Raw genomic sequence first — 24,444 nt, 5'->3', positions numbered from 1 at the left:
TGGAGAAAATGGAATGCCCTCCCTGCTTCGCGCCACCTTGATCGTCCTCGCCCTGCTGGGCACCCCGGCCTGCACCAGCAAGCCGATGTACACCCCCAACCGCATCATCCCGGCCACCATCCAGACCGACCACGAGCAGGTCAAGCAAGCGATCCTGAAGAACCTGGTGGCCCGCCAGTGGACCGTGCGGCAAATCGGCCCCGAGCTGATCCAGGCGGATATCACCGTGCGCGAGCAGTTCTACGCGAAGATCGATATCCAGTACTCGGCCAACCACTACAAGATCGTCTATCGCGACAGCCGCGCCCTGGACTACCAGGACGGCAAGATCCACAAGAACTACATCCGCTGGGTACGCCTGCTGGACAAGGGCATCCTGCGTGACCTGCGCGACGGCCAGAACCAGCGCACCGCGCAGCAGTTGTCGGACTCGGCCAAGGCCTTTCCCGCAGCCCAATGACCCCTGTGGCCGCAGGCGAACGCCGGTGAGGCTGCGCACCCGCGCAACGCGGGTGCCGCCCCTGACGGCCCCGCGGCGTTGACGCCACCTCGCCGGCTCGGCAACGGCTACAAGATCGATCAGCGTCTACACTCGCAACAGCGGGCCGACGCGCCATGACGGCTTGCCTTTCACATCCGTCAAGGAGCCGACCATGCAAGTGAAAGCGCTGATTGCCCTGGCCCTGCTGTCCGTCTTCAGCCCTGACAGCCGGGCCACCAACCTGATGTACATGCCCTTCGAGAGCGTGGTGTCCGATGCCCTGCGCGCCGGACGCCTGGACGGCAGCGTGAAGTTCTACCTGGCGGGCAACCCGCACCCGGCGGTACTTCAGGTCAAGGTCACCGAGCTGGCCACCAACAAGAAGACCAACGCCTTCAACAAGAGCGATATCGCCGCCTGCGAATGGGCCCTGCAATCGGCCCTGATCACCCTGCAGGCCGCAGCCAAGCGGGTCGGCGCCAACGCCGTGACCAACATCGTCAGCTACTACAAGCATCGCGTGCGCAAGGACCTCAACACCTACGAGTGCCGCGCCGGGGTGTTGATGGCCGGCGTGGCGTTGCGCGGCGACCTGGTGTTCCTGCAAACGCCGCCCCGCCCCAATAGCCCTTCAGCACGCGGCCCCGGTCTTGCGCGTCAGTAGCTCGACGAAGGCCTTGGCCATGGGCGAGCACTGGTCCTTGCGCTGCACCAGCCACACCGCCGTCATGGCTTGCGGGTCCAGCAGCCGGCGATAGACCACGCCGTCGATACGCATGCGCTGGTAGGACGCCGGCAACACCGAGACCCCAAGGCCCGCGGCCACCAGGCCGATGATGGTCATGGCCTCCGAGGCCTCCTGGGCGAAATGCGGGGTGAACCCGGCATCCCGCGACAGGTTCAGCAACTGGGCGTACAAGCCGCTGCCATAGCTGCGGGGAAAGAACACGAAGGGCTCGTGGGCCAGCTCGGACAGGTACAGGCCTTCTTCGCGACCTTCGGCCAGCGGGTGCTTGGAGCTGAGCACCGCCACCAGTGGCTCGCGCAACAGCTCCACCACCGACAGCGAATCCGGCAGCGGCAAGGGCCGCATGATGCCGACCTGGATGGCCTGGTCCACCAGCGCCTCGGCCACCTGGGTGCTGCTCATTTCCTTGAGCTTGAGGTGCACGGCGGCAAAGCGTTGGCGAAAGGCGAAGATCGCCTGGGGAATCGTCGAGTTGAAGGGCGCCGACGAGGTGAAGCCGATCTTCAACTCACCCAGTTCGCCCAATTGCGCGCGACGGGCCACATCGGCGGCCTTGTCCACCTGGGCCAGTGCCAGGCGAGCCTCTTCGAGGAACAGCCGGCCAGCTTCGCTGAGTTCGACCCGACGATTGGTCCGTTCGAACAAACGCGCGCCGATCTCTTGCTCCAGGGCCTGGATCTGCTGGCTCAGAGGCGGCTGGGAAATTCCCAGGGCCTGGGCCGCGCGACCAAAGTGCAGCTCCTCGGCCACGGCGATGAAGTAACGCAGGTGACGCAATTCCATGGAAACCCCATTGAGTCGTAGAACCTATCAAACAGGTCGAACAATATATTGGAATGAATTATTAGCCGGCTATATGCTTTTTTCATTGCCTGCCTGGCTGCGTTCCCCCCGAGGTCCCCGTGAAAACCGCTGTCGCCCCGCTTGCCCACGAAATTCCCTCTACGCCCCTGGACGAGGTAGTCGCCCAACTCAACGACGCCTATATCGAGAAAGGCACGCCGCTGTTCATGCGCACGGTGCTGGCCCTGTTCTCCGGCGGCTTCGCCACCTTCGCCCTGCTGTACTGCGTACAACCGATGATGCCGCTGCTGTCCCTGGAGTTCTCCATCAACGCCGCCCAGAGCAGTCTGGTGCTGTCGGTCTCCACTGCCTTGCTGGCCGTGGGCCTGCTGGTCACCGGGCCGATTTCCGATCGGATCGGGCGCAAGCCGGTGATGGTGGCGGCCCTCTTGGCCGCGGCCCTGTGCACCATCGCCAGCGCCCTGATGCCCAGCTGGCATGGCGTGCTGGTGATGCGCGCGCTGGTGGGGTTGTCCCTGAGCGGGCTGGCGGCGGTGGCCATGACCTACCTCAGCGAAGAGATCCACCCCCAGCACATCGGCCTGGCCATGGGCCTGTACATCGGCGGCAACGCCATCGGCGGCATGAGTGGGCGATTGATCACCGGGGTGCTGATCGATTTCGTCAGCTGGCACACGGCGATGCTGGTGATCGGCGCTCTGGCGCTGATCGCCGCAGCGGTGTTCTGGCGCATCCTGCCCGAGTCGCGCAACTTCCGCCCACGCTCGCTGCACCCACGCAGCCTGCTGGACGGCTTCACCATGCACTTTCGCGATGCCGGCCTGCCGCTGCTGTTCCTCGAGGCCTTCATGCTGATGGGGGCCTTCGTGACCCTGTTCAACTACATCGGCTATCGCCTGCTGGCCGCGCCGTACCACATGGACCAGGCGTTCGTCGGCCTGCTGTCGGTGGTGTACCTGTCGGGGATCTACAGCTCGGCGAAAGTCGGCGCCCTGGCCGATCGCCTGGGGCGGCGCAAGATGCTCTGGGCCACCATCGTGCTGATGCTCGCCGGCCTGGCCCTGACCCTGCTGGAGTCGCTGCCGGTGGTGATCATCGGCATGCTGGTGTTCACCTTCGGTTTCTTCGGCGCGCATTCGGTGGCCAGCAGCTGGATCGGCCGCCGCGCCACCAAGGCCAAGGGCCAGGCCTCATCGCTGTACCTGTTCAGCTACTACGCCGGCTCGAGCATCGCCGGCACCGCGGGCGGGGTGTTCTGGCACCTGGCGGGCTGGAACGGCATCGGCCTGTTCATCGGCGCCCTGCTGCTGGTGGCGTTGCTGGCGGCCTTGAAGCTGGCCAAGCTGCAACCCCTGGCAGCGCCCTGAGCCCAAGACGAGCATGCCGGCGCCCGGTTCCTGCAGAGCATCTGCAAGGTCGGGCGCTGGCATCGGTGTCGCGTGGAACGAGCGAGCGGCTTACTTGAGGATTTCCACCAGGTCGACGTCGATCTCGCGCTTCATCAAGCCCTTCTCCACCTCGCCGGTGAGCTTGACCAGGGTCTTCTCGTTGAAGGCCACCGGTGGCAGGTTCTCGTCGTCGATCTCGACGGTGATGGTGCCGCTGGAATCCTTGAATTCGTACTTGTCGTCGTTATCCAGCTTCTTGGTGACATAACCCTGGAGCACCACCGGGGTGTCGTCCGAGGCATCCTTGGCGGCGGCAACAGTAGTGACCGCCTGGGCCCCGGGGCCGGTATAGCCGGTAGCCAGGGCAGCGGTGCTGAACAGCGGGGCGAGCAAGAGGACGAGGTAACGGTTTTTCATGGCAGTGGTCCAATCCAGGTTTCGATGCCGACAAGGTTAACCACCCAGGCTGAATTGAAACTTAATCGGCGCCCTGGCCTTTTCACCCGCAAGAAAAAGCCCGGCCAAGGCCGGGCTCGATCGCAGCAGGTGCGGTTACTCGTGGTACTGCGCCGACAGCTCGTGCACCGCCTGCAGGAAGGCGCCGGCGTGTTCCGGGTTCACTTCCGGGGTGATGCCATGGCCCAGGTTGAACACGTGGCCGCTGCCCTTGCCGTAGCTGGCGAGGATGCGCGCGACTTCAGCGCGGATCGCCTCCGGGTTGGCGTAGAGCACGGTGGGGTCCATGTTGCCTTGCAGCGACACCTTGGCACCGACCCGGCGCCGGGCTTCGCCGATATCGCAGGTCCAATCCAGGCCCAGGCTGTCGGCACCGGCATCGGCAATGCTTTCCAGCCACAGGCCGCCGCCCTTGGTGAACAGGATCACCGGCACCTTGCGCCCTTCATGCTCGCGGATCAGGCCGCTGACGATCTTGCGCATGTAGGCCAGGGAGAACTCCTGGTAGGCCGCCGCCGAGAGGCTGCCACCCCAGCTGTCGAAGATCTGCACCGCCTGGGCGCCCGCACGGATCTGCCCGTTCAGGTAGGCGGTGACCGACTGCGCCAGCTTGTCCAGCAGCAGATGCATGGCTTGTGGGTTGTCGTAGAGCATGGCCTTGGACTTGCGGAAGTCCTTGGACGAACCGCCCTCGACCATGTAGGTCGCCAGGGTCCAGGGGCTGCCGGAGAAGCCGATCAGCGGCACACGGCCGTTGAGTTCGCGGCGGATGGTGCTGACCGCGTCCATCACGTAGCCCAGGTCCTTGTGCGGATCGGGGATCGGCAAGGCCTCGATGTCGGCCAGGGTGCTGACCACTTTCTTGAAGCGCGGGCCTTCGCCGGTCTCGAAGTACAGGCCTTGGCCCATGGCATCGGGGATGGTCAGGATGTCGGAGAAGAGGATCGCCGCATCCAGCTGTGGATAACGGTCCAGGGGCTGCAGGGTGACTTCGCAGGCGAACGCAGGATTCATGCACAGGCTCATGAAGTCACCGGCGTTGGCGCGGCTGGCGCGGTATTCAGGCAGGTAGCGCCCGGCCTGACGCATCATCCACACCGGGGTGACGTCTACGGGTTGCTTGAGCAGGGCACGGAGGAAACGGTCGTTCTTCAGGGCAGTCATGTCGGCATCCGGAAAAAAAGTGGGGGCATTTTCTCAGAGCGCGACATAAAAGGCACGGCAAGAGCCGTGCCTTTTATGTATCGGGTCAATTTGTCACACACAAGCAGCGTCAAGTTTCAAGCTGCAAGCCGTAAGCGCCGTGGCCTTGAGCTTGCAGCCGATAACTTGAAGCTTGCTGCTGGCGCCGTCAGACGCCCAGGTAGTCGAGGATGCCTTCGGCGGCGTTGCGCCCTTCGAAGATCGCCGTCACCACCAGGTCGGAACCGCGCACCATGTCGCCACCGGCGAAGATCTTCGGGTTGCTGGTCTGGTGCTTGTACTGGCCCTGCTCCGGCGCCACCACGCGGCCCTGGCTGTCGGTCTGGATCTGGAACTGCTCGAACCAAGGCGCCGGGCTCGGACGGAAGCCGAAGGCGATGACCACGGCATCGGCCGGGATGATCTCCTCGGAACCCGGGATCGGCTCGGGGCTGCGCCGGCCACGGGCGTCCGGCTCGCCAAGACGGGTCTCGACCACCTTCACGCCTTCGACCTTGTCTTCGCCGACGATGGCGATGGGCTGGCGGTTGTAGAGGAACTTCACGCCCTCTTCCTTGGCGTTCTTCACCTCTTTGCGCGAGCCGGGCATGTTGGCCTCGTCGCGGCGATAGGCACAGGTCACCGACTTGGCGCCCTGGCGGATGGACGTGCGGTTGCAGTCCATCGCAGTGTCGCCACCGCCGAGCACCACGACCTTCTTGCCATTCATGTCGACGAAATCTTCCGGCGACTTCTCGAAACCCAGGTTGCGGTTGACGTTGGCCACCAGGAAGTCCAGCGCGTCGTACACGCCCGGCAGGTCCTCGCCGGCAAAACCGCCCTTCATGTAGGTGTAGGTGCCCATGCCCATGAACACCGCATCGAACTCGGCGAGCAGTTGCTCCATGGTCACGTCCTTGCCCACCTCGGTGTTGAGGCGGAACTCGATGCCCATGCCGCTGAAGACTTCCCGGCGATTGCTCAGCACGGTCTTTTCCAGCTTGAACTCGGGGATGCCGAAGGTCAGCAGGCCACCGATCTCCGGGTTCCTGTCGAATACCACCGGCGTCACGCCACCACGTACCAGCACGTCGGCACAGCCCAGGCCCGCCGGGCCGGCACCGATGATCGCCACGCGCTTGCCGGTGGGCTTGACCTTGGACATGTCCGGGCGCCAGCCCATGGCGAAGGCGGTGTCGGTGATGTACTTCTCCACCGAGCCGATGGTCACTGCGCCGAAACCGTCGTTGAGGGTGCAGGCGCCCTCGCACAGGCGGTCCTGCGGGCATACGCGGCCGCAGACTTCCGGCAGGGTGTTGGTCTGGTGCGACAGCTCGGCGGCCGCCAGGATGTTGCCCTCGGCCACCAGCTTGAGCCAGTTGGGAATGAAGTTGTGCACCGGGCACTTCCATTCGCAGTAGGGGTTGCCACAACCCAGGCAGCGATGGGCCTGTTCGACCGATTGCTGGGGTTTGAAGGGCTCGTAGATTTCCACGAACTCTTTCTTGCGCTGACGCAACAGTTTCTTCTTCGGATCCTTGCGCCCGACATCGATGAACTGGAAGTCGTTATTCAGACGTTCAGCCATTTTTCAAAACCTCTATACAGCAGCTGCAAGCTATAAGCTGCAAGCCGCAAGTCGATCACTAATGCCCGGCAAACCTCGTACTGCGTCGCTTGCAGCTTGAGGCTCGCCACTTGCAGCTGCTTTATTGCGGGTTGGCCCGGGTACTGGAGAGCAGGTTCTTCAGGTTCGCCGCCTTCGGCTTGACCAGCCAGAAGCGACGCACGTAGTCGTCCAGGTTTTCCCAGAGCTCACGGCCCCATTCACTACCGGTTTCCTCGACGTACTCGCCCAGCACGCGCTGCAGATGGCTGCGATAAGCCTCCATCGCCTCGCCGGTGATCCGCTGGATCTCCACCAGTTCATGGTTCAGCTTGTCGACGAAGCTGTTGTCCATGTCCAGCACGTAGGCGAAGCCGCCCGTCATGCCTGAGCCGAAGTTGTAGCCGGTCTTGCCCAGGACGCAGACAAAACCACCGGTCATGTATTCGCAGCAGTGATCGCCGGTGCCTTCCACCACGGTATGGGCACCGGAGTTGCGTACGGCGAAACGCTCGCCCGCAGTGCCGGCGGCGAACAGCTTGCCGCCCGTGGCGCCGTACAGGCAGGTGTTGCCGACAATGGCACTATCCTGGGTCTTGTAGGCGCTGCCCTTGGGCGGGACGATCACCAGCTTGCCGCCGGTCATGCCCTTGCCCACGTAGTCGTTGGCGTCGCCTTCCAGGTAGAGGTTCAGGCCGCCGGCGTTCCACACGCCGAAGCTCTGGCCCGCAGTGCCCTTGAAGCGGAAAGTAATCGGCGCCTGGGCCATGCCCTGGTTGCCGTGGACCTTGGCGATCTCGCCGGAAATCCGCGCGCCGATGGACCGGTCGCAGTTGCAGATATCCAGTTCGAACTCGGCACCGCTCTTGTCGTTGATGGCTGCGCGCGCCATCTCGACCATCTTCTCGGCCAGCAGGCCCTGGTCGAACGGCGGGTTGCGGTCCACCTGGCAGAACTGCGGCTTGTCCGCCGGTACGTGGTCGCTGCCCAGCAACGGGGTCAGGTCCAGGTGGTGCTGCTTGGCGGTCTGGCCTTCGAGCACCTGGAGCAGGTCGGTACGGCCGATCAGCTCTTGCAGCGAACGCACGCCCAGCCTGGCCAGCCACTCGCGGGTTTCCTCGGCCACGTAGGTGAAGAAGTTCACCACCATGTCGACGGTGCCGATGTAGTGGTCCTTGCGCAGCTTGTCGTTCTGGGTCGCGACGCCGGTGGCGCAGTTGTTCAGATGGCAGATGCGCAGGTACTTGCAGCCCAGGGCGATCATCGGCGCAGTGCCGAAGCCGAAGCTCTCGGCGCCGAGGATAGCCGCCTTGATCACGTCCAGGCCGGTCTTGAGGCCGCCGTCGGTCTGCACCCGGACCTTGCCGCGCAGGTCGTTGCCGCGCAGGGTCTGGTGGGTTTCGGCCAGGCCCAGTTCCCATGGGGCGCCGGCGTACTTGATCGAGGTCAGCGGCGAGGCGCCGGTGCCACCGTCGTAGCCGGAGATGGTGATCAGGTCGGCATAGGCCTTGGCCACGCCGGCGGCGATGGTGCCGACCCCGGCCTCGGCCACCAGCTTCACCGAAACCAGTGCCTGGGGGTTGACCTGCTTGAGGTCGAAAATCAGCTGCGACAAGTCTTCGATCGAGTAGATGTCGTGGTGCGGTGGCGGCGAGATCAGGGTAACGCCCGGAACCGCGTAGCGCAGCTTGGCGATCAAGCCGTTGACCTTGCCGCCGGGCAACTGGCCGCCCTCGCCGGGCTTGGCGCCCTGGGCCACCTTGATCTGCAGCACTTCGGCGTTGACCAGGTATTCCGGGGTCACGCCGAAACGGCCAGTGGCCACTTGCTTGATCTTCGAGCTCTTGATGGTGCCGTAGCGGGCCGGATCTTCACCGCCCTCACCGGAGTTGGAGCGCGCGCCCAGGCGGTTCATCGCCTCGGCCAGGGCCTCGTGGGCCTCCGGCGACAGCGCACCGAGGGAGATGCCGGCGGAGTCGAAACGCTTGAGGATCGCTTCCAGGGGCTCGACTTCGCCGAGGTCCAGCGGCTGCTCCAGGGTCTTGACCTGGAACAGGTCGCGAATCATCGACACTGGGCGATTGTCCACCAGCGCGGTGTATTCCTTGAACTTGGCGTAGTCGCCCTGTTGCACCGCGGCTTGCAGGGTGTTGACCACATCCGGGTTGTAGGCGTGGTATTCGCCGCCATGGACGAACTTCAAGAGGCCGCCTTGCTGGATCGGCTTGCGCGGGCTCCAGGCTTCGGCGGCCAGGGCCTTCTGCTCGGCCTCGATATCGACGAAACGCGCACCCTTGATCCGGCTCGGTACCCCACGGAAGCTCAGGTCGCAGACTTCTTCGGACAGGCCGATGGCTTCGAACAACTGCGCACCACGGTAGGACGTGATGGTGGAGATGCCCATCTTCGACAGGATCTTCAGCAGGCCCTTGGTGATGCCCTTGCGGTAGTTCTTGAACACCTCGTAGAGGTCGCCCAGCACCTCGCCGGTACGGATCAGGTCGCCCAGCACTTCGTAGGCCAGGAACGGATAGACCGCCGAGGCGCCAAAGCCGATCAGCACCGCGAAGTGATGCGGATCGCGGGCAGTGGCGGTTTCCACCAGGATGTTGGAGTCGCAGCGCAGGCCCTTCTCGGTCAGGCGGTGATGCACCGCGCCGGTGGCCAGGGACGCATGGATCGGCAGCTTGCCCGGGGCAATATGGCGGTCGCTCAGGACGATCTGGGTGCGGCCGGCCCGGGCGGCTTCCTCAGCCTGGTCGGCGACATTGCGGATCGCCGCTTCCAGGCCGACGCTCTCGTCGTAGTTGAGGTCGATGATCTGGCGCTCGAAACCCGGGCGCTCCAGGTTCATCAGCGAACGCCACTTGGCCGGGGAGATCACCGGCGAGCTGAGGATTACCCGCGAGGCATGCTCGGGGGATTCCTGGAAGATGTTGCGCTCGGCACCGAGGCAGATCTCCAGGGACATGACGATGGCTTCGCGCAGCGGGTCGATCGGCGGGTTGGTGACCTGGGCGAACTGCTGGCGGAAGTAGTCGTATGGGGTGCGCACGCGCTGGGACAGCACGGCCATCGGCGTGTCGTCGCCCATGGAGCCCACCGCCTCGTAGCCCTGCTCGCCCAACGGCCGCAGCACCTGGTCACGCTCTTCGAAGGTGACCTGGTACATCTTCATGTACTGCTTGAGCTGGTCGACGTCGTAGAAGGCCGAGCCGTGGTCGTTGTCTTCCATGGTGGCCTGGATGCGCAGGGCATTCTTGCGCAGCCATTGCTTGTACGGATGACGGGACTTGAGACGGTTGTCGATGGCGTCGGTGTCGAGGATCTGCCCGGTCTCGGTGTCCACGGCGAAGATCTGCCCCGGACCGACCCGGCCCTTGGCGATCACGTCCTCGGGCTGGTAGTTCCAGACGCCGATTTCCGAGGCCAGGGTGATGAAGCCGTTCCTGGTGGTGACCCAGCGCGCCGGGCGCAGGCCGTTGCGGTCCAGCAGGCAGACGGCATGGCGACCATCGGTCATGACCACGCCGGCCGGGCCGTCCCAGGGCTCCATGTGCATGGAGTTGTATTCGTAGAAGGCGCGCAGGTCGGCGTCCATGGTCTCGACGTTCTGCCAGGCCGGCGGAATGATCATGCGCACGCCGCGGAACAGGTCGATACCGCCGGTGACCATCAGCTCCAGCATGTTGTCCATGCTCGAGGAGTCGGAACCCACGCGGTTGACCAGCGGCCCCAGGTCTTCCAGGTCGGGGATCAGGTCGTTGGCGAACTTGGTACGCCGCGCCACCGCCCAGTTACGGTTGCCGGTGATGGTGTTGATCTCGCCGTTGTGGGCGAGGAAGCGGAAGGGCTGGGCCAGCGGCCACTTCGGCAGGGTGTTGGTGGAGAAGCGCTGGTGGAACACGCAAATCGCGGTCTGCAGGCGCTCGTCGCCCAGGTCTGGATAGAAGGCGGCGAGGTCCGCCGGCATCATCAGGCCTTTATAGATGATGGTCTTGTGGGAAAAGCTGCAGATGTAGTGGTCGGTGTCGGCGGCGTTGGCCACCGAGGAGCGACGCCGGGAGCTGAACAGCTTGATGGCGAAGTCCTGGTCGCTCAGGCCTTCACCGCCGATGAACACTTGCTCGATCTGCGGCAGGCGCTCAAGGGCCAGGCGCCCGAGCACACTGGTGTCGATCGGCACCTTGCGCCAGCCCAGCAACTGCAGGCCGGCGGCCAGGATCTCGCGGTTCATGTTTTCCCGCGCGGCTTCGGCCTTGGCCGGATCCTGGTTGAAGAACACCATGCCCACGGCGTACTGCTTGGGCAGGTCGGTCCCGAAGTGCTCCTTGGCGACAGCGCGCAGGAACAGGTCGGGTTTTTGTATCAGCAGACCGCAACCGTCGCCGGTCTTGCCGTCCGCGTTGATCCCACCGCGGTGGGTCATACAGGTCAGGGCCTCGATGGCCGTTTTCAACAGGGTATGACTGGGTTCGCCCTGCATATGGGCGATCAGGCCGAAACCACAGTTATCCTTAAATTCATCGGGTTGGTACAGACCTGCTTTCATAGACACTTTCTCACCAGGCTGCCTCTTTTCGAGACAAATTTCTTTTCAATTCAACCTGTTACCTTCCACGTCGAACGTACGCCGACTTTGCAGGGGCAAAAGGGAGGTCATTGTACACACCGACACATAACCCCACAAATTTAACGACGATCTGTCGCAAATTCGTGTCGCATTTATGAACGTTTTAAAGCGATACGCTGTGCTAGTCAAAAAGTTTTATCTTTGACTACAGCGACTCAAAAACTACTGTGACGCAGACACCACAAAGCACGCGGCCTGTAGGGCAGCATGCTGATGCGGAAATTTGAGGTTGCCTGGAGAGGCGGCCTGGGTAAGGCCGCCGAATCTTCAGCGGGCTGTTGCGAGTTCTTGTTGAACGCTGGCGACAGTGCGAGGCCAAGGTTTACCAGCCTGAACCTTCGCTGGCAAGGATTTGATAGCGCTGACCGCTGCATCGCGGCTTGCGAAGTTGCCGTAGGTGATCACATACAGCGGCTTGCCGTTGAGGACTTTCTTGAAGTAGCGGTACTCGCCGCCCTGCTCCTTGACGAAGTTCTGCGCGGTGGCTTCCGAGCTGGTACCCAGGATCTGCACCACGTAGTTGCCAGGCGCCTGGCCGGCGTACCAGCTGCCACCGGCCGCAGCCTTGGCCACGGTGAGCGGTTTCTCGGCCGGCTTGGCGGCAGGAGCAGGCTTGGCAGCTACTGGTTTTTCCACCGGCGCCGGCTTTGGCGCAGGAGCGGGCTTGGCGGTGGCGACCTGGGTCGGGGCCGGAGTCGGACGCGGGGTCGGGGTCGCTGCCGGGCCAGCTGGAACACCAGCAGGTGGCGCAATGGTGGTCACGGTTGGCGGAACGGCGCTGGAGCCCGCTACCGGCACCCCATCGTCACCCTCGGTGATTCCGCCCGCAGCCTCGGCCAGCGGACCACGCATCACCGGCTGCGACTGACCGACCAACGGCAGAGGCATCGGTTGTGACGAGCCGGCGAACTCCACCGCCGGGCTGCCATTGGCATTCGGTGCCTGGCCCAGCGGCAACTGCGCCTGTTCGTTGGCCGGCGTCCCGGTGGCGGGCGCCTTGCCGCGACCCGGCATCAGCCAGGCCGCGGCAACGGCCACGACCACTACGGCGGAAATGGCCAATACGTGTTTCTTAGGCATGTTGAACCCCATACTTGGACGCTTTACCGCAGAGCGGCTGGCGATCATTGCTTCGATCATCGCATCCCTGGCGACCTGGTTGATGTTGCCCGGCCAGCCATCGGAGCTTTCGTGAATATCACTGATCTGATCTGCGGAGAAAAGTTCGATGCCCTGCCCTGCACCCTCGAGACGCTGGGCCAGGTATTCCCGGGTTTCCTCCTCGGTGTAGGGCTGCAGTTCGATGACGTGGAAACGCTCCTGGTCGGTGCTGAACTGGTCCAGCGCCGCGATCAGCGACGACTCGCCGAACAGGAAGACATGGGGACGACCTTCCGGGGCGCCCGCCGCCAGCGCCAGCAGCGCCTCGAGCGCGGACTCGTCGAGCTGCTCGGCATCGTCCACCAGCAGGTAGACCTCCTGGCCGGTCAGGGCCAGTTGCACCACCTGGGCCAGGATCGCGCCGATCTCGGCCTGGGCCACATTCAGCGCCTGGGCCACCTGGCGCAGTACACCGGCGGCATCGCCGGCGCCACGGGCGGAAACCACCACGCTCTGCACCGATTGCTTGTTGGTGCTGGCGACCAGCGCCTGGCGCAACAGGGTCTTGCCGCTGCCCTGGGGGCCGGTGACCACCAGCAGCAGCTGGCTGTAGCGGGCCAGATGGTGCAGTTGCCCCAGCACGGGCTTGCGCTGGGCAGGGAAGAACTTGAAGCCGGGGACCCGAGGAGCGAAGGGGTCGTGACTCAACTGGTAATGGCCGAGGAATGCCTCGTCCGCGTGCAAACTAGTCATCGGAATCTATCAACCTTTAAGCTGAGCCAGGGCGCGGTAGTCCGCTCCCAGCGTGGCCTGTAGAACCTCTTTCGGATAGTCGTCGGTCACTACGGCTTCGCCCATGCGGCGCAGCAGTACCAGGCGCAAACGACCATCGATCACTTTCTTGTCTATTGCCATGTGTTCGAGAAAATCGGCCTCGGTCATCTCCTCGGGTGGGATGACCGGCAGGCCGGCGCGCTGGAACAGGGCGATGCCGCGATCACGCTCCTGCGCGCTGATCCAGCCCAGGCGCGACGACATCTCCAGGGCCATCACGGTGCCAGCCGCCACGGCCTCGCCGTGCAGCCACACGCCATAGCCCATGTGGGTCTCGATGGCATGGCCGAAGGTATGGCCGAGATTGAGGGTGGCGCGCACCCCCGACTCGCGCTCATCGGCACCCACCACTGCGGCCTTGGCCGCGCAGGAGCGTTCGATGGCGTAGGTCAGTGCCTGCGGATCCAGGGCCCGCAGGCGATCGATATTTTCTTCCAGCCAGGTGAGGAACGGCTCGTCGCAGATCAGGCCGTACTTGATCACCTCCGCCAGGCCCGCCGACAGCTCGCGGCTCGGCAGGGTCTTGAGGCTGGTGGTATCGATCAGCACCACGTTCGGCTGGTAGAAGGCGCCGACCATGTTCTTGCCCAGCGGGTGGTTGATGCCAGTCTTGCCACCCACCGAGGAGTCGACCTGGGACAGCAAGGTGGTAGGGATCTGGATGAAGTCGACACCACGCTGGTAGCAGGCTGCGGCAAACCCGGCCATGTCACCGATCACTCCGCCACCGAGGGCGATGACGGTGGTACGGCGGTCGTGGCGTGCAGTCAGCAGGCCATCGAAGATCAACTGCAGAGTTTCCCAGTTCTTGTAGGCCTCGCCATCGGGCAAGACCACCGAGATCACCGAAAACTGCGCCAGGGTACGGGTCAGACGCTCAAGGTACAGCGGCGCGACGGTTTCATTGGAAATGATCGCCACTTGCCGCCCGGCGATGTGCGGCACCAGCAGCTCGGGCCGGTCCAACAATCCTTCACCGATGTGGATCGGGTAGCTGCGCTCGCCTAGATCGACCTTAAGTGTCTGCATGTGTCCCCACAGAGAAGATGGAAGCAGGCATTGTGCCTTGCATTGACGATGGGCCTCGCCTGGTCATCTGACGCGGCCCGATAGCTCTGCGCCACACCTTGGCGGTCTGGCGCGACGCCGAGAATAGCGCATTTCATCCGGCGTATTAACGGGGAGGCAGCTGCTGCAGGCGCTCGAGGATGTCCAGCACCACCAATCGCGGTGGCCGCTCATCGGTTTCTACCACCAAGTCGGCGATTTCCCGATAAAGCGGATCGCGGATCTCCAGCAGGTCGCGCAGCGTCTTGGCCGGATCGGCGGTACGCAACAAGGGGCGATTGCGATCCCGGGCGGTCCGCCCGACCTGTTGCTCCACCGAAGCATGCAGGTAGACCACTCGTCCGCCGGCATGCAACGCCCGACGATTGGCATCGCGCATCACAGCACCACCACCAGTGGCCAGCACTACGCCATCAGTGCTACACAACTCGGCGATCATCGCCTGCTCACGGTCGCGAAAACCCGGCTCGCCTTCCTTGTCGAAGATCCATGGGATATTCGCGCCTGTGCGCAGTTCAATTTCCTTATCGGAATCTTTGAATGGCAGGCGCAACTCTTTGGCCAGCAAGCGGCCGATGGTGCTTTTTCCAGCCCCCATTGGCCCAACAAGAATCAAATTTCGCACAGAATCAATGACTCGCAGCAATCGCCTGGTTGTTCATGATACGCGGAGTGAGAAACACCAGCAGCTCGGATTTCTTCTCTGACACCACGTCTCGCCGGAAAAGGCGGCCAAGATACGGCACATCGCCCAGAAATGGCACTTTATCTACAACCTTGCTCTGCGTATTGGAAAAAACGCCGCCGATGACAATGGTTTGCCCGTCACGCACCAGAACCTTGGCATTGACTTCATTCTTGCGGATAGGCGGAACGTCCTGGACCTTGTTCAAGTAGTCCGGCTCATCCTTGGTGACCTTGACCTCCATGACCACCCGGTCGTCCGGGGTGATCTGCGGCGTAACCTCCAGGGACAGCGAAGCCTCCTTGAACGAAACCGAAGTCGCACCGCTGGAACTGGCCTCCTGGTAGGGAATCTCGGTGCCCTTGAGGATCCTGGCGGTCTCTTTGTCGGAAGTGACCACTTTGGGCTGGGAGATGATTTCGCCGTTGCCGCTCTTCTCCATGGCCGTCAGTTCCAGATCCAGCAGCAGGTTGTCGGAGATATAGGCGATGCCCATGCCGGAAGTCCGGCCGACGACACCCAGGTCGACGAACGGCGAGTCGCTGCCACCGCCAAGACCGCTGGTCGGGGAGCCACCGGCACCGGACAGCTTCCAGTTCCCACGGCTCTGCAACGAACCGCCCCAACGCGTACCCAGGCCCTTGTCATAGTCGACGTTGGCCTCGACGATGCGCGCCTCGATCATCACCTGGCGTACCGGAACGTCCAGTTGGGTGACGATGCGCCGCAACTCGTCGAGACGCTCCTGGTTCTGGTAGGCAATGATGTTATTGGTGCGCTCATCGACACTGATAGACCCACGCTCGCCAATCCGCTCCTCGCTGCCGGTCACCGACTGGAACAGCCTGGCGATGTCGGCGGCCCTGGCGTAGTTGACCTGCAACAGCTCCCGGCGCAAGGGCGCCAGGTCCTCCAGCTGCTTTTGCGATTCCAGCTCCTGCAACTCACGGGCGGCGATCTCTTCAGCCGGAGCCACCAACAACACGTTGCCGACCCGGCGCTGATCCAGGCCCTTGGTCTTGAGCACCAGGTCCAGGGCCTGGTCCCAGGGCACGCCCTTCAGGCGCAGGGTGATACTGCCCTGCACCGTATCGCTGGCCACCAGGTTGAGCCCCGTGAAATCGGCGATCAACTGCAGCACCGATCGCACCTCGATATCCTGGAAATTCAACGACAGCTTGTCGCCGCCGTAGGCCGGACTCCCGGTCGCAGGCCTGGCACCGACCACCTGGCGTCCATCGGCAGGCCTTGGCTCACCTGCACTCACCCATGGCGCCAGCAACGTTATCCACAGCACTACACCATAGGCAGGCACAGCCCTGTTCATCATCCTGACTCCATTCAAGAATGGGGCTTCAGCGCCAGGGTCCGTGGTCGGTCCAACCAGCCTCCCGAGCCGTCGGGCACGATTTCCAGCACCTTCACCCATGATTCGTCGATGGCCACGATCCGTCCCTGATCGCGCCCCAGGTAGTCGCCTATCCGCAGCCGATGTACCGCATCGCCTGCGCGCAGCAGGACGAAGCTCCCGGCGTTACCGGACAAGGTCCCGACCATCTGCAGTTGCTCGAGATCGAAAGCCTCGAGCGGCCCGCGAACCCGCCCCGGATCGGACCAACCGCCTGCCGCACCCCGGCCGGCAAGCGAGGTGGCCAACGGCGCCTGGAAGGGACTGCGCAGCGCACCGGCACCGTAGCCAAGCGTCGGGAAGGCGCGAATGGTGGAGACCGGTTCGATCCGGATCGCTGCCTGCTCCCGCAGGGTTTCCAGGTAGGCATCCAGATCGGGAAATCCAGCCTCGGGCCCACATCCCGGCAGGCTCACCCAGATCACACCAGGCAGCAGCCAGCGAGTGCCCCTCACGAACTCGCCTGCGGGCCTGAATATTTGTAGGCCCGCGCCTCCAGCCGCATTCTCAAGCGCACCGGGTCGGCGGCATCCAGCGGCCCGATCCGGATATCGTGCACAGTGAGGACCCGCGGCAGGGCCGCAAGGCCGCTGACGAAAATTGCCAGGTCGTGATAAGCACCGGTAACCGTGAGCTGAATCGGCAACTGCACCAGGAACTGCCAGGGTTGCTCCGGCTGCGGCCGGATCTCCTCGAAATCCAGGCCGACATCCAGCCCCACTCGACTGATGTCTTCCAGCAAGCCCGGAGCCTCTGCGCTAGCGGGAAACAGTTGCAGCCAACGCTGAAACTCACCCTGCATGAGCAACAGCTGCTGGCGATAAGCCTCCAGGCCAGCCCCCTCGCGGACTTTGCCCGCGACCTGCTCCTTGAGCCGGGCTTCCTTGTGCCGCAACTGCTCCACCCGTTCCAACCCTGCTGCCAGATAAAAGCCGCGGCCCACCAGCAACACCGCCAAGAGAAGCAGAATCGCCAGCAACGCCCTGAGCGCCCCCGGCCAATCGCCGGGGCTATCGGACGCCAGCGCCCGCAGATCGGTATAGCGCATACGATCCCACCATGGCCAACGACTCACGGCCCCGAATCCAGCGATGACACCGGTACTTGCTGCACCTTGAGCCGAAACCGGTTGGACAAGCCCAGCTCCCCATCCGCGGCATGCCGGACCTCACCCAGTTCAGGGACAGTAAAACCTTCGGCGAACTGCAGGTTGCGCAGCAATTCGGAAACCCGCTCGTTGGATTCGGCGGCGCCGCTGATATCCAGGCTCCGCCCCCGTTGCTCGACATCGGTGAGATAAACGCCATCAGGCAAGCTACGGGCCAGTTGCTCGAAGATCTGCACTCCGGACGAACGGTTGCCCTGCAACTCCTCGATGTTCTTCATGCGCTCGAGAAGCTCCTGGCGCTGCGACTTGAGTTCGTGAAGGCTGGCGATCCGATCGTCCTGACTTGCCACCACCTGTTGCAGATACTGGTTGCGCAGATGCAGCCGCTCGACCACCCGGGAAATATAGGCGTCCGCCAGCAGGATCACCGCGCTCCCCAATACCACCATCGCCGCCAGCACCTGGAAGAACCGCCGACGACGCAGTTCCCGCGAAGCTTCACGCCAGGGCAGCAGGTTGATCCGGGACATCAGTGCACTCCTCTCAAGGCCAGGCCGCAGGCGAGCAGCAAGCTCGGCGCCTGGTCGGCGAGCGCCCGGGCATCCACCCTGGCACCGCTGGACATGTCACGAAAAGGATTGGCGATACAGGTAGCCACAGCCAGGGACTGCTCCACGCAAAGCGCCAGGCCATGGAGGCGACTGGCGCTCCCCGCCAGCAGCAACAGGTCCACCTGGCGTCGCTGGGGTGAACCGGCGAACTGTTGTAACGAACGGGTCGCCTGCTGCACAAGCTCCCCCTCGAATGCACGCAGCACCTCGCCAATGCAGTCTTGGGACAAACGCTCCTGGCGTTGGGCCAGCAATGCCTCGTCCAGCGTCAACCCATGCCCTTGCAGGTCATCCAACAGTTGTCGGCTACCGAACGGCTGCTCGTGGCCATGGATGACTCGTTGCCCTTGCATCACCTTGAAGGTGCTGCGATCCAGGCCGATATCGAACAGGGCCAGGGTCGCTTGGGGTGCAAGGGGTTGGCTGCTTCCCAGCAGCGCCAGGCAACGTTCCAGGGCCAGGGGCTGGGTTTCCACCACCTGGACCCTGAGATCAGCCAGGGCCAGTGCCGAGACCAGGGATTCGACATGCTCGTTGTGGCATGCCACCAGCAGCACCTGGTTGCGCGGTGAGTTGCCAGGCACAGGCCCTTGCACCTCGAAATCGATGGCTACGTCTTCCAGCGGGTAGGGGATGTACTGCTCGGCCTCCAGGGCGACCTGGCTTTCCAGCTCCTGCTCCGATAGCCCGGCCGGCATCTCGATCAGCTTGGTGATCACCACTTCACCAGGTAGCGCCACCGCGACGTTGCGCAGGTCGGTCGCACTTTTTAGCCAAACACGGGACAGGGTCTCGGCCAGGGCCTCGGGGTCGACGATCAAGGGTTCCTGCACCACCCCAGGCGGCAGGGGTTCCCAGGCATAGGCCTCGACCCGGTAGCCCGGGCCCTGGCGACTCAAGGCCAGGAGCGTCACCGCCGTCGACTGGATATCGATTCCCACCAGGGAACCCGGCTTTCTGCTGAATAGTCCAAGCACGACCAATTCCTTATGACTATCCGTAACTTACGGATTCCTTGGGCCGCAGTGCGCTCGATCGTCGCATCTTGACAGACGGTCAAATGACGCTCTGGGCGGAAAATGCTTATAATGCCCGCGTTTTTTTCCGCGGTTACCCGCTGCGTGGGTCGGTCCTGATGACCGTAGATACCCCGACGCCTAATTCATTCCTTTCTCTGGAAATCCAAAAGCCTTGATTCGTCTGCTGAAGTTTTTCGGGTGGTCCATCGTAGCGGTATTCTGCGGGCTGCTCCTCGCCCTCTCCGGTGCGTTTCTCTATCTTAGTCCTGGCTTGCCTTCGGTAGAGGCCCTGAGAAGCATCCAGTTGCAGATTCCCCTGCGGGTGTACAGCAGCGACGGCAAGTTGATCGCGGAATTCGGCGAGATGCGCCGTACTCCTATCCGTTTCGCCGAAATTCCACCCAACTTCATCAATGCGTTACTAAGTGCTGAAGACGACAACTTCGCTAACCATTACGGAGTTGATCCCAGCAGCCTGATGCGGGCCGCGACCCAATTGGTCAAGAGCGGACATATCCAGTCCGGCGGCAGCACCATCACCATGCAGGTAGCGAAGAACTTCTTCCTCACCAGCGAACGCAGCTTCTCGCGCAAGACCACGGAAATCCTCCTGGCCTTGCAGATCGAGCGACAGTTGACCAAGGACGAGATCCTCGAGCTCTACGTCAACAAGATCTACCTGGGCAACCGCGCCTACGGCATCGAGGCGGCAGCCCAGGTGTACTACGGCAAATCCATCCGGGAAGTGAGCCTGGCGCAGATGGCGATGATCGCCGGCCTGCCCAAGGCGCCTTCACGCTTCAACCCCCTGGCCAACCCGGCGCGCAGCAAGGAGCGCCGCGACTGGATCCTGGGGCGCATGTACAAGCTGGGCAAGATCAGCGAAGCGGACTACACCGAGGCGGTCAACGAACCGCTCAACGCTAGCTATCACGTTCCGACTCCGGAGGTTAACGCCCCCTACATCGCGGAAATGGCCCGGGCCGAAATGGTCGGACGCTATGGCAGCGACGCCTATACCGAGGGTTTCCGGGTCACCACCACGGTGCCCAGCGACCTGCAGGAAATGGCCAACACCGCCGTTCATGAAGGGTTGATGACCTACGACCAGCGCCACGGCTACCGCGGACCGGAATCGCGCCTGCCCGGCAAGACCCAGGCCGCCTGGGCCAACGAGCTGACCAAGCAGCGGACCATCAGCGGCCTGGAGCCGGCGATCGTTACCCAGGTCGAGAAGAACGGCATCCAGGTGCTGACGCGCAACGGCCAGGAACATGTGGCTTGGGACACCATGAAATGGGCCCGGCCGTTCCTCAACACCAATAGCATGGGCGCCGTTCCGCGCCAGCCGGCGGACGTAGCCCAGGTCGGCGACCTGGTACGGGTACAGCGCCAGGCGGACGACTCGCTGAAGTTCAGCCAGATCCCGGTCGCCCAGGGCGCCCTGGTGACCCTGGACCCGCAGAACGGGGCGATTCGCGCCCTGGTCGGCGGCTTCGCCTTCGAGCAGAGCAACTACAACCGTGCGATGCAGGCCAAGCGCCAGCCCGGCTCCAGCTTCAAGCCTTTCATCTACAGCGCTGCCCTGGACAATGGCTACACCCCCGCCAGCCTGGTGAACGACGCACCGATCGTGTTCGTCGACGAGTACCTGGACAAGGTCTGGCGGCCGAAGAACGACACCAATACCTTCCTCGGCCCGATCCGCATGCGTGAGGCGCTGTACAAGTCGCGCAACCTGGTGTCGATCCGCCTGCTGCAAAGCATGGGCGTGGACCGCACCATCGACTACATCAGCAAGTTCGGCTTCAACAAGCAGGACCTGCCGCGCAACCTGTCCCTGGCCCTGGGCACCGCGACCCTGACGCCGATGGAGATCGCTACCGGCTGGAGCACCTTTGCCAACGGCGGCTACAAGATCGCGCCCTATATCATCGACAAGATCGAAAGCCGCAACGGCGAGTTGCTGTTCAGCGCCAACCCGCCCAGCGTCCCCAATGGCGACTCCACCAGCAGCGGCATCGCCGCGCCGGAGCACAACTTCACGATCAATACCGTGGCCGGCGAGAATCCACAGCAACCGGCAGTGCAAGCCCCGGCCGTGGCCGAACGGGTAATCGACGGACGCACCGCCTACATCCTCAACAGCATGCTCGAGGACGTGATCAAACTGGGCACCGGCCGCCGCGCCCTGGCCCTGGGCCGTTCGGACCTGGCCGGCAAGACCGGTACCACCAACGAATCCAAGGATGCCTGGTTCTCCGGCTACAACGCCGACTACGTGACCACCGTCTGGACCGGCTTCGATCAACCCGAGAGCCTGGGACGTCGCGAGTACGGCGGCACCGTGGCCCTGCCGATCTGGATGAACTTCATGGGCGCGGCCCTCAAGGGCAAGCCGCCGCATACCCTGGCCGAGCCGGAAGGCATCCTCAGCCTGCGGGTCGACCCGGTCAGCGGCCGTGCAGCCGCTCCGGGCACGCCGAACGCCTACTTCGAGCTGTTCAAGAGCGAGGACACCCCGCCCTCGGTCAACGAACTGGGCAATGGCGTCGCTCCTGGCAGTCCGTTGCCTGCGGACGAGGCGGCACCGATCGACCTGTTCTAGAACAGCAGCGCAAGCTACGAGCCTCAAGCGACAAGGAACCCTTGCAGCTTGAGGCTTGAAACTTCCCCATAAAAAAACCCGGCTCGATGGCCGGGTTTTTTATGGGCTGCAATTAGCCGTTGAACACGTCGTTCACGCTTTTCAGCGGGTAGTTCTTCGGATATGGCAGGGTAGCTACGCCAGTCTCGATGGCGGCCTTGGCCACGGCATCGGAGATCACGGTGATCAGGCGGGCATCCATAGGCTTCGGAATGATGTATTCACGGCCGTACTCCAGCTTGATGCCGCCGTAGGCGTCGCAGACTTCCTGTGGCACCGGCAACTTGGCCAGTTCGCGCAGGGCGTTGGCGGCGGCGATCTTCATCTCTTCGTTGATGCGCTTGGCGCGAACGTCCAGGGCGCCACGGAAGATGAACGGGAAGCCCAGTACGTTGTTCACCTGGTTCGGGTAGTCCGAACGGCCGGTAGCCATGATCACGTCGTCACGGGTGGCATGGGCCAGTTCCGGGGCGATCTCTGGATCAGGGTTGGAGCAGGCGAACACGATCGGGTTCGGCGCCATGGACTTCAGGCCTTCAGGGCTCAGCAGGTTCGGGCCGGACAGGCCCACGAACACGTCGGCACCTTGCAGGGCGTCAGTCAGGGTGCGCTTGTCGGTAGCGTGGGCGAACACCGCCTTGTACTGGTTCAGGTCGTCACGGCCGGAGTGGATCACACCGGTACGGTCGACCATGAAGATGTTCTCGATCTGCGCGCCCATGCTTACCAGCAGCTTCATGCAGGAGATGGCGGCAGCGCCGGCGCCCAGGCAGACGATCTTGGCTTCGGCCAGGGTCTTGCCGGCGATTTCCAGGGCATTGATCATGCCGGCCGCGGTCACGATGGCGGTACCGTGCTGGTCATCATGGAATACCGGGATATCGCACTGTTCGATCAGGGCGCGCTCGATCTCGAAGCACTCCGGCGCCTTGATGTCTTCCAGATTGATACCGCCGAAGGTGATGGAGATGCGCTTGACGGTGTCGATGAAGGCTTGCGGGCTTTCGGCATCGACTTCGATGTCGAACACGTCGATGCCGGCGAAACGCTTGAACAGCACGCCCTTGCCTTCCATCACCGGCTTGGAGGCCAGCGGGCCGAGGTTGCCCAGGCCGAGAATAGCGGTGCCATCGGAAATGACGGCAACCAGGTTGCCTTTGCCGGTGTACTTGTAGGCCAGTTCCGGATCGCGAGCGATCTCACGTACCGGTTCGGCTACGCCAGGGCTGTAGGCCAGCGCCAGGTCGCGAGCGGTAGCAGTGGCCTTGGTGAGCTCGACACTCAGCTTCCCTGGGCGAGGATTGGCATGATATTCGAGAGCGGCAGTTTTCAAATCAGACATGTGGGCATTCCGCTTTTACTGTTGGACAGACGGACCGCCGAGGATACCCGTGTCGCATAGTCCCCACAAGACTGCCCAGTCACCCCTGTCAAGGCCCGTAGCCTACGACTTTGGGCCAAGAACCACAGCCCATAAGGCTTTCGACTGTTCACAATTTAATTGAAAAATGTCTACAATTCTTTCAGTTTCAGGGAATCCTGAGCATCGAAGGGTCCTTCAGCGAGATCATCCAGCGCGCGCCGACAGACCGGGAAGCGCCCTGGCGGCGCCGCTCCACCACCCAGCCACGAGCCTCGACCCGCCGTCCTGCAAGGCGCTTGAGCCGCCCAGGGGCGAAGCCGTCCCTGATATTGGGGGCAATGCGCAATACAACCGAGCCGTGCAATGTGATCCAAACCCCACTGCGATTGTGCTCGACCTTGCTCACCCGCCCAGAGAGCAAGGCAAACCCCGGGGCACGGATCTGCTCCGCTTTCAGTACAGGTGATTGCCGCCATAACCCAAGCCGGGCCCGGCGCGCGTGGTCTTCGGCGGCCTGCTGGCAGGCGACCAGTGCGACATTCGGCGCCAGGGCAATGCGATAGGCGAGCCCCTCGGCGATCAACCGGGACTCGAAATTGAGGCCGCTGGCTCCATAGACGTGAGCCAGGGTCCGGCCATAGCGATCATGCCGCTCGCGCCCGAGGACCAGGCCGACCCGACCACCGCTCTGCGCCACCAGTTGCTCCAGTCGCCGGCGCGCCGCTATCGCCAGCGGCTCGGCCTTGCGTCCGCCCCTGGCCAGTTCCGGCGCGTTGAGACCGATCATGCGTACGCTGCGGCCGTCCTTGAGGCGCAAGGTGTCGCCATCCACCACCCGCAGCACGCTCGCAGGAACCACGGTCGCCGGCACGGGTGCCGGGCAGAATGCCTGGGCAGCTGTCAGCCAAATCGCAGGCACAAAAAAGGCGCCCACCAGGGACGCCTTTTTCATCAGCGAGGAAAGTCGGTATCGGCTTTCCAGAACGATCAGCCTCAGGCCTTTTTCGTTGCGCCGAAAGCACCGAAGCGCGACTTGAACTTGTCGACACGACCGCCAACGTCCAGAGTCTTCTGCTTACCGGTGTAGAACGGGTGGCACTCGTTGCACACGTCCAGGCTCAGAGGCTTGGCCAGGGTGGAGCGAGTTTCGATGACGTTACCGCAGCTGCAAGTAGCGGTAATGGCTTCGTATACTGGATGGATATCGGCTTTCATGATGAATTCCTCAGGCTAGCGTGCCGCCACCCAACACTATTGTTGAATACCGCACGAATTAGGGCGCGGATTCTACCAGACCCAAGC

19 protein-coding genes and 1 pseudogene are annotated in these 24,444 nt (G+C 63.3%); 4 read left to right on the top strand and 16 right to left on the bottom strand.

The window, feature by feature from the left end:
- Positions 1-13 precede the first annotated feature (13 nt).
- Positions 14-460 carry a hypothetical protein gene (locus C4K40_RS02330; RefSeq protein ID WP_053132457.1) on the top strand — a complete coding sequence of 149 codons (447 nt, stop codon included), beginning with the start codon at positions 14-16 and terminating at the stop codon, positions 458-460.
- A gap of 193 nt (positions 461-653) precedes the next feature.
- Positions 654-1,145: a hypothetical protein gene (locus C4K40_RS02325; RefSeq protein ID WP_022639927.1), complete on the top strand. Its 492-nt coding sequence runs from the start codon at positions 654-656 to the stop codon at positions 1,143-1,145.
- Here the strand turns inward: C4K40_RS02325 and C4K40_RS02320 are convergent.
- The gene (locus C4K40_RS02320) at positions 1,113-2,012 is read right to left on the bottom strand and encodes a LysR family transcriptional regulator (RefSeq protein WP_053132459.1); all 900 of its coding nucleotides are present in this window, start codon (positions 2,010-2,012) and stop codon (positions 1,113-1,115) included. The genes C4K40_RS02325 and C4K40_RS02320 overlap by 33 nt on opposite strands.
- Positions 2,013-2,164: 152 nt before the next feature.
- Here C4K40_RS02320 and C4K40_RS02315 point away from each other — a divergent pair, with 152 nt between their 5' ends.
- A complete protein-coding gene (locus tag C4K40_RS02315; protein WP_371263448.1) occupies positions 2,165-3,400 on the top strand; it encodes an MFS transporter in 1,236 nt (411 codons plus the stop codon).
- A 90-nt stretch (positions 3,401-3,490) separates the two neighbouring features.
- On the opposite strand, the gene C4K40_RS02310 is transcribed toward C4K40_RS02315, so the two are convergent.
- The 12 genes and pseudogenes from C4K40_RS02310 to pilM form a co-directional block, all read right to left on the bottom strand.
- Positions 3,491-3,838, bottom strand: coding sequence for a YgiW/YdeI family stress tolerance OB fold protein (locus C4K40_RS02310; protein ID WP_053132464.1), 348 nt, complete (start codon positions 3,836-3,838; stop codon positions 3,491-3,493).
- 135 nt (positions 3,839-3,973) lie between these two features.
- On the bottom strand, positions 3,974-5,041 hold the full coding sequence (gene hemE, locus C4K40_RS02305; RefSeq protein WP_022639923.1) for a uroporphyrinogen decarboxylase: 1,068 nt from the start codon (positions 5,039-5,041) through the stop codon (positions 3,974-3,976).
- Positions 5,042-5,228: 187 nt separating this feature from the next.
- The gene (locus C4K40_RS02300) at positions 5,229-6,647 is read right to left on the bottom strand and encodes an FAD-dependent oxidoreductase (protein ID WP_022639922.1); all 1,419 of its coding nucleotides are present in this window, start codon (positions 6,645-6,647) and stop codon (positions 5,229-5,231) included.
- A 121-nt stretch (positions 6,648-6,768) separates the two neighbouring features.
- On the bottom strand, positions 6,769-11,217 hold the full coding sequence (gene gltB / locus C4K40_RS02295) for a glutamate synthase large subunit (protein WP_022639921.1): 4,449 nt from the start codon (positions 11,215-11,217) through the stop codon (positions 6,769-6,771).
- A gap of 348 nt (positions 11,218-11,565) precedes the next feature.
- Positions 11,566-13,152, bottom strand: coding sequence for an AAA family ATPase (locus C4K40_RS02285; RefSeq protein ID WP_053132466.1), 1,587 nt, complete (start codon positions 13,150-13,152; stop codon positions 11,566-11,568).
- Positions 13,153-13,161: 9 nt separating this feature from the next.
- A complete protein-coding gene (gene aroB / locus C4K40_RS02280; RefSeq protein WP_053132469.1) occupies positions 13,162-14,262 on the bottom strand; it encodes a 3-dehydroquinate synthase in 1,101 nt (366 codons plus the stop codon).
- Between the two features lie 145 nt (positions 14,263-14,407).
- Entirely contained in the window at positions 14,408-14,926 is a 519-nt protein-coding gene (aroK, locus tag C4K40_RS02275) for a shikimate kinase AroK (RefSeq protein ID WP_053132472.1), read from the bottom strand.
- Between the two features lie 4 nt (positions 14,927-14,930).
- Positions 14,931-16,226: pseudogene (locus tag C4K40_RS02270) on the bottom strand (type IV pilus secretin PilQ); the annotation flags it as partial.
- Between the two features lie 101 nt (positions 16,227-16,327).
- Positions 16,328-16,849 (bottom strand): pilus assembly protein PilP, encoded by a 522-nt coding sequence (locus C4K40_RS02265; protein WP_022639916.1) that lies wholly within the window; start codon positions 16,847-16,849, stop codon positions 16,328-16,330.
- Positions 16,846-17,442, bottom strand: a complete 597-nt coding sequence (locus C4K40_RS02260; RefSeq protein ID WP_053132475.1) for a type 4a pilus biogenesis protein PilO — start codon at positions 17,440-17,442, stop codon at positions 16,846-16,848. The genes C4K40_RS02265 and C4K40_RS02260 overlap by 4 nt, the downstream gene beginning before the upstream one ends.
- A gap of 23 nt (positions 17,443-17,465) precedes the next feature.
- Positions 17,466-18,032, bottom strand: a complete 567-nt coding sequence (locus tag C4K40_RS02255; protein WP_022639914.1) for a PilN domain-containing protein — start codon at positions 18,030-18,032, stop codon at positions 17,466-17,468.
- A complete protein-coding gene (pilM, locus tag C4K40_RS02250; RefSeq protein WP_053132476.1) occupies positions 18,032-19,090 on the bottom strand; it encodes a type IV pilus assembly protein PilM in 1,059 nt (352 codons plus the stop codon). The genes C4K40_RS02255 and pilM overlap by 1 nt, the downstream gene beginning before the upstream one ends.
- A 217-nt stretch (positions 19,091-19,307) precedes the next feature.
- On the opposite strand from pilM, the gene C4K40_RS02245 reads away from it, so the two are divergent.
- Complete coding sequence (locus C4K40_RS02245) at positions 19,308-21,740, top strand: penicillin-binding protein 1A (protein ID WP_371263449.1); 2,433 nt, start codon at positions 19,308-19,310, stop codon at positions 21,738-21,740.
- Between the two features lie 112 nt (positions 21,741-21,852).
- Here the strand turns inward: C4K40_RS02245 and C4K40_RS02240 are convergent, their stop codons facing one another.
- From C4K40_RS02240 to rpmE, 3 genes are all read right to left on the bottom strand, one after another.
- Positions 21,853-23,121, bottom strand: a complete 1,269-nt coding sequence (locus tag C4K40_RS02240) for a malic enzyme-like NAD(P)-binding protein (RefSeq protein WP_022639732.1) — start codon at positions 23,119-23,121, stop codon at positions 21,853-21,855.
- 187 nt (positions 23,122-23,308) lie between these two features.
- Entirely contained in the window at positions 23,309-24,094 is a 786-nt protein-coding gene (locus C4K40_RS02235; protein ID WP_022639731.1) for a thermonuclease family protein, read from the bottom strand.
- A gap of 41 nt (positions 24,095-24,135) precedes the next feature.
- Positions 24,136-24,357 (bottom strand): 50S ribosomal protein L31, encoded by a 222-nt coding sequence (gene rpmE / locus C4K40_RS02230; protein ID WP_011058815.1) that lies wholly within the window; start codon positions 24,355-24,357, stop codon positions 24,136-24,138.
- Positions 24,358-24,444 lie beyond the last annotated feature (87 nt).

Source organism: Pseudomonas sp. CMR5c (genome assembly GCF_003850545.1).
Taxonomy (GTDB): Bacteria; Pseudomonadota; Gammaproteobacteria; order Pseudomonadales; family Pseudomonadaceae; genus Aquipseudomonas; species Aquipseudomonas piscis.
This window is presented reverse-complemented; position numbering and strand designations above follow the sequence as displayed.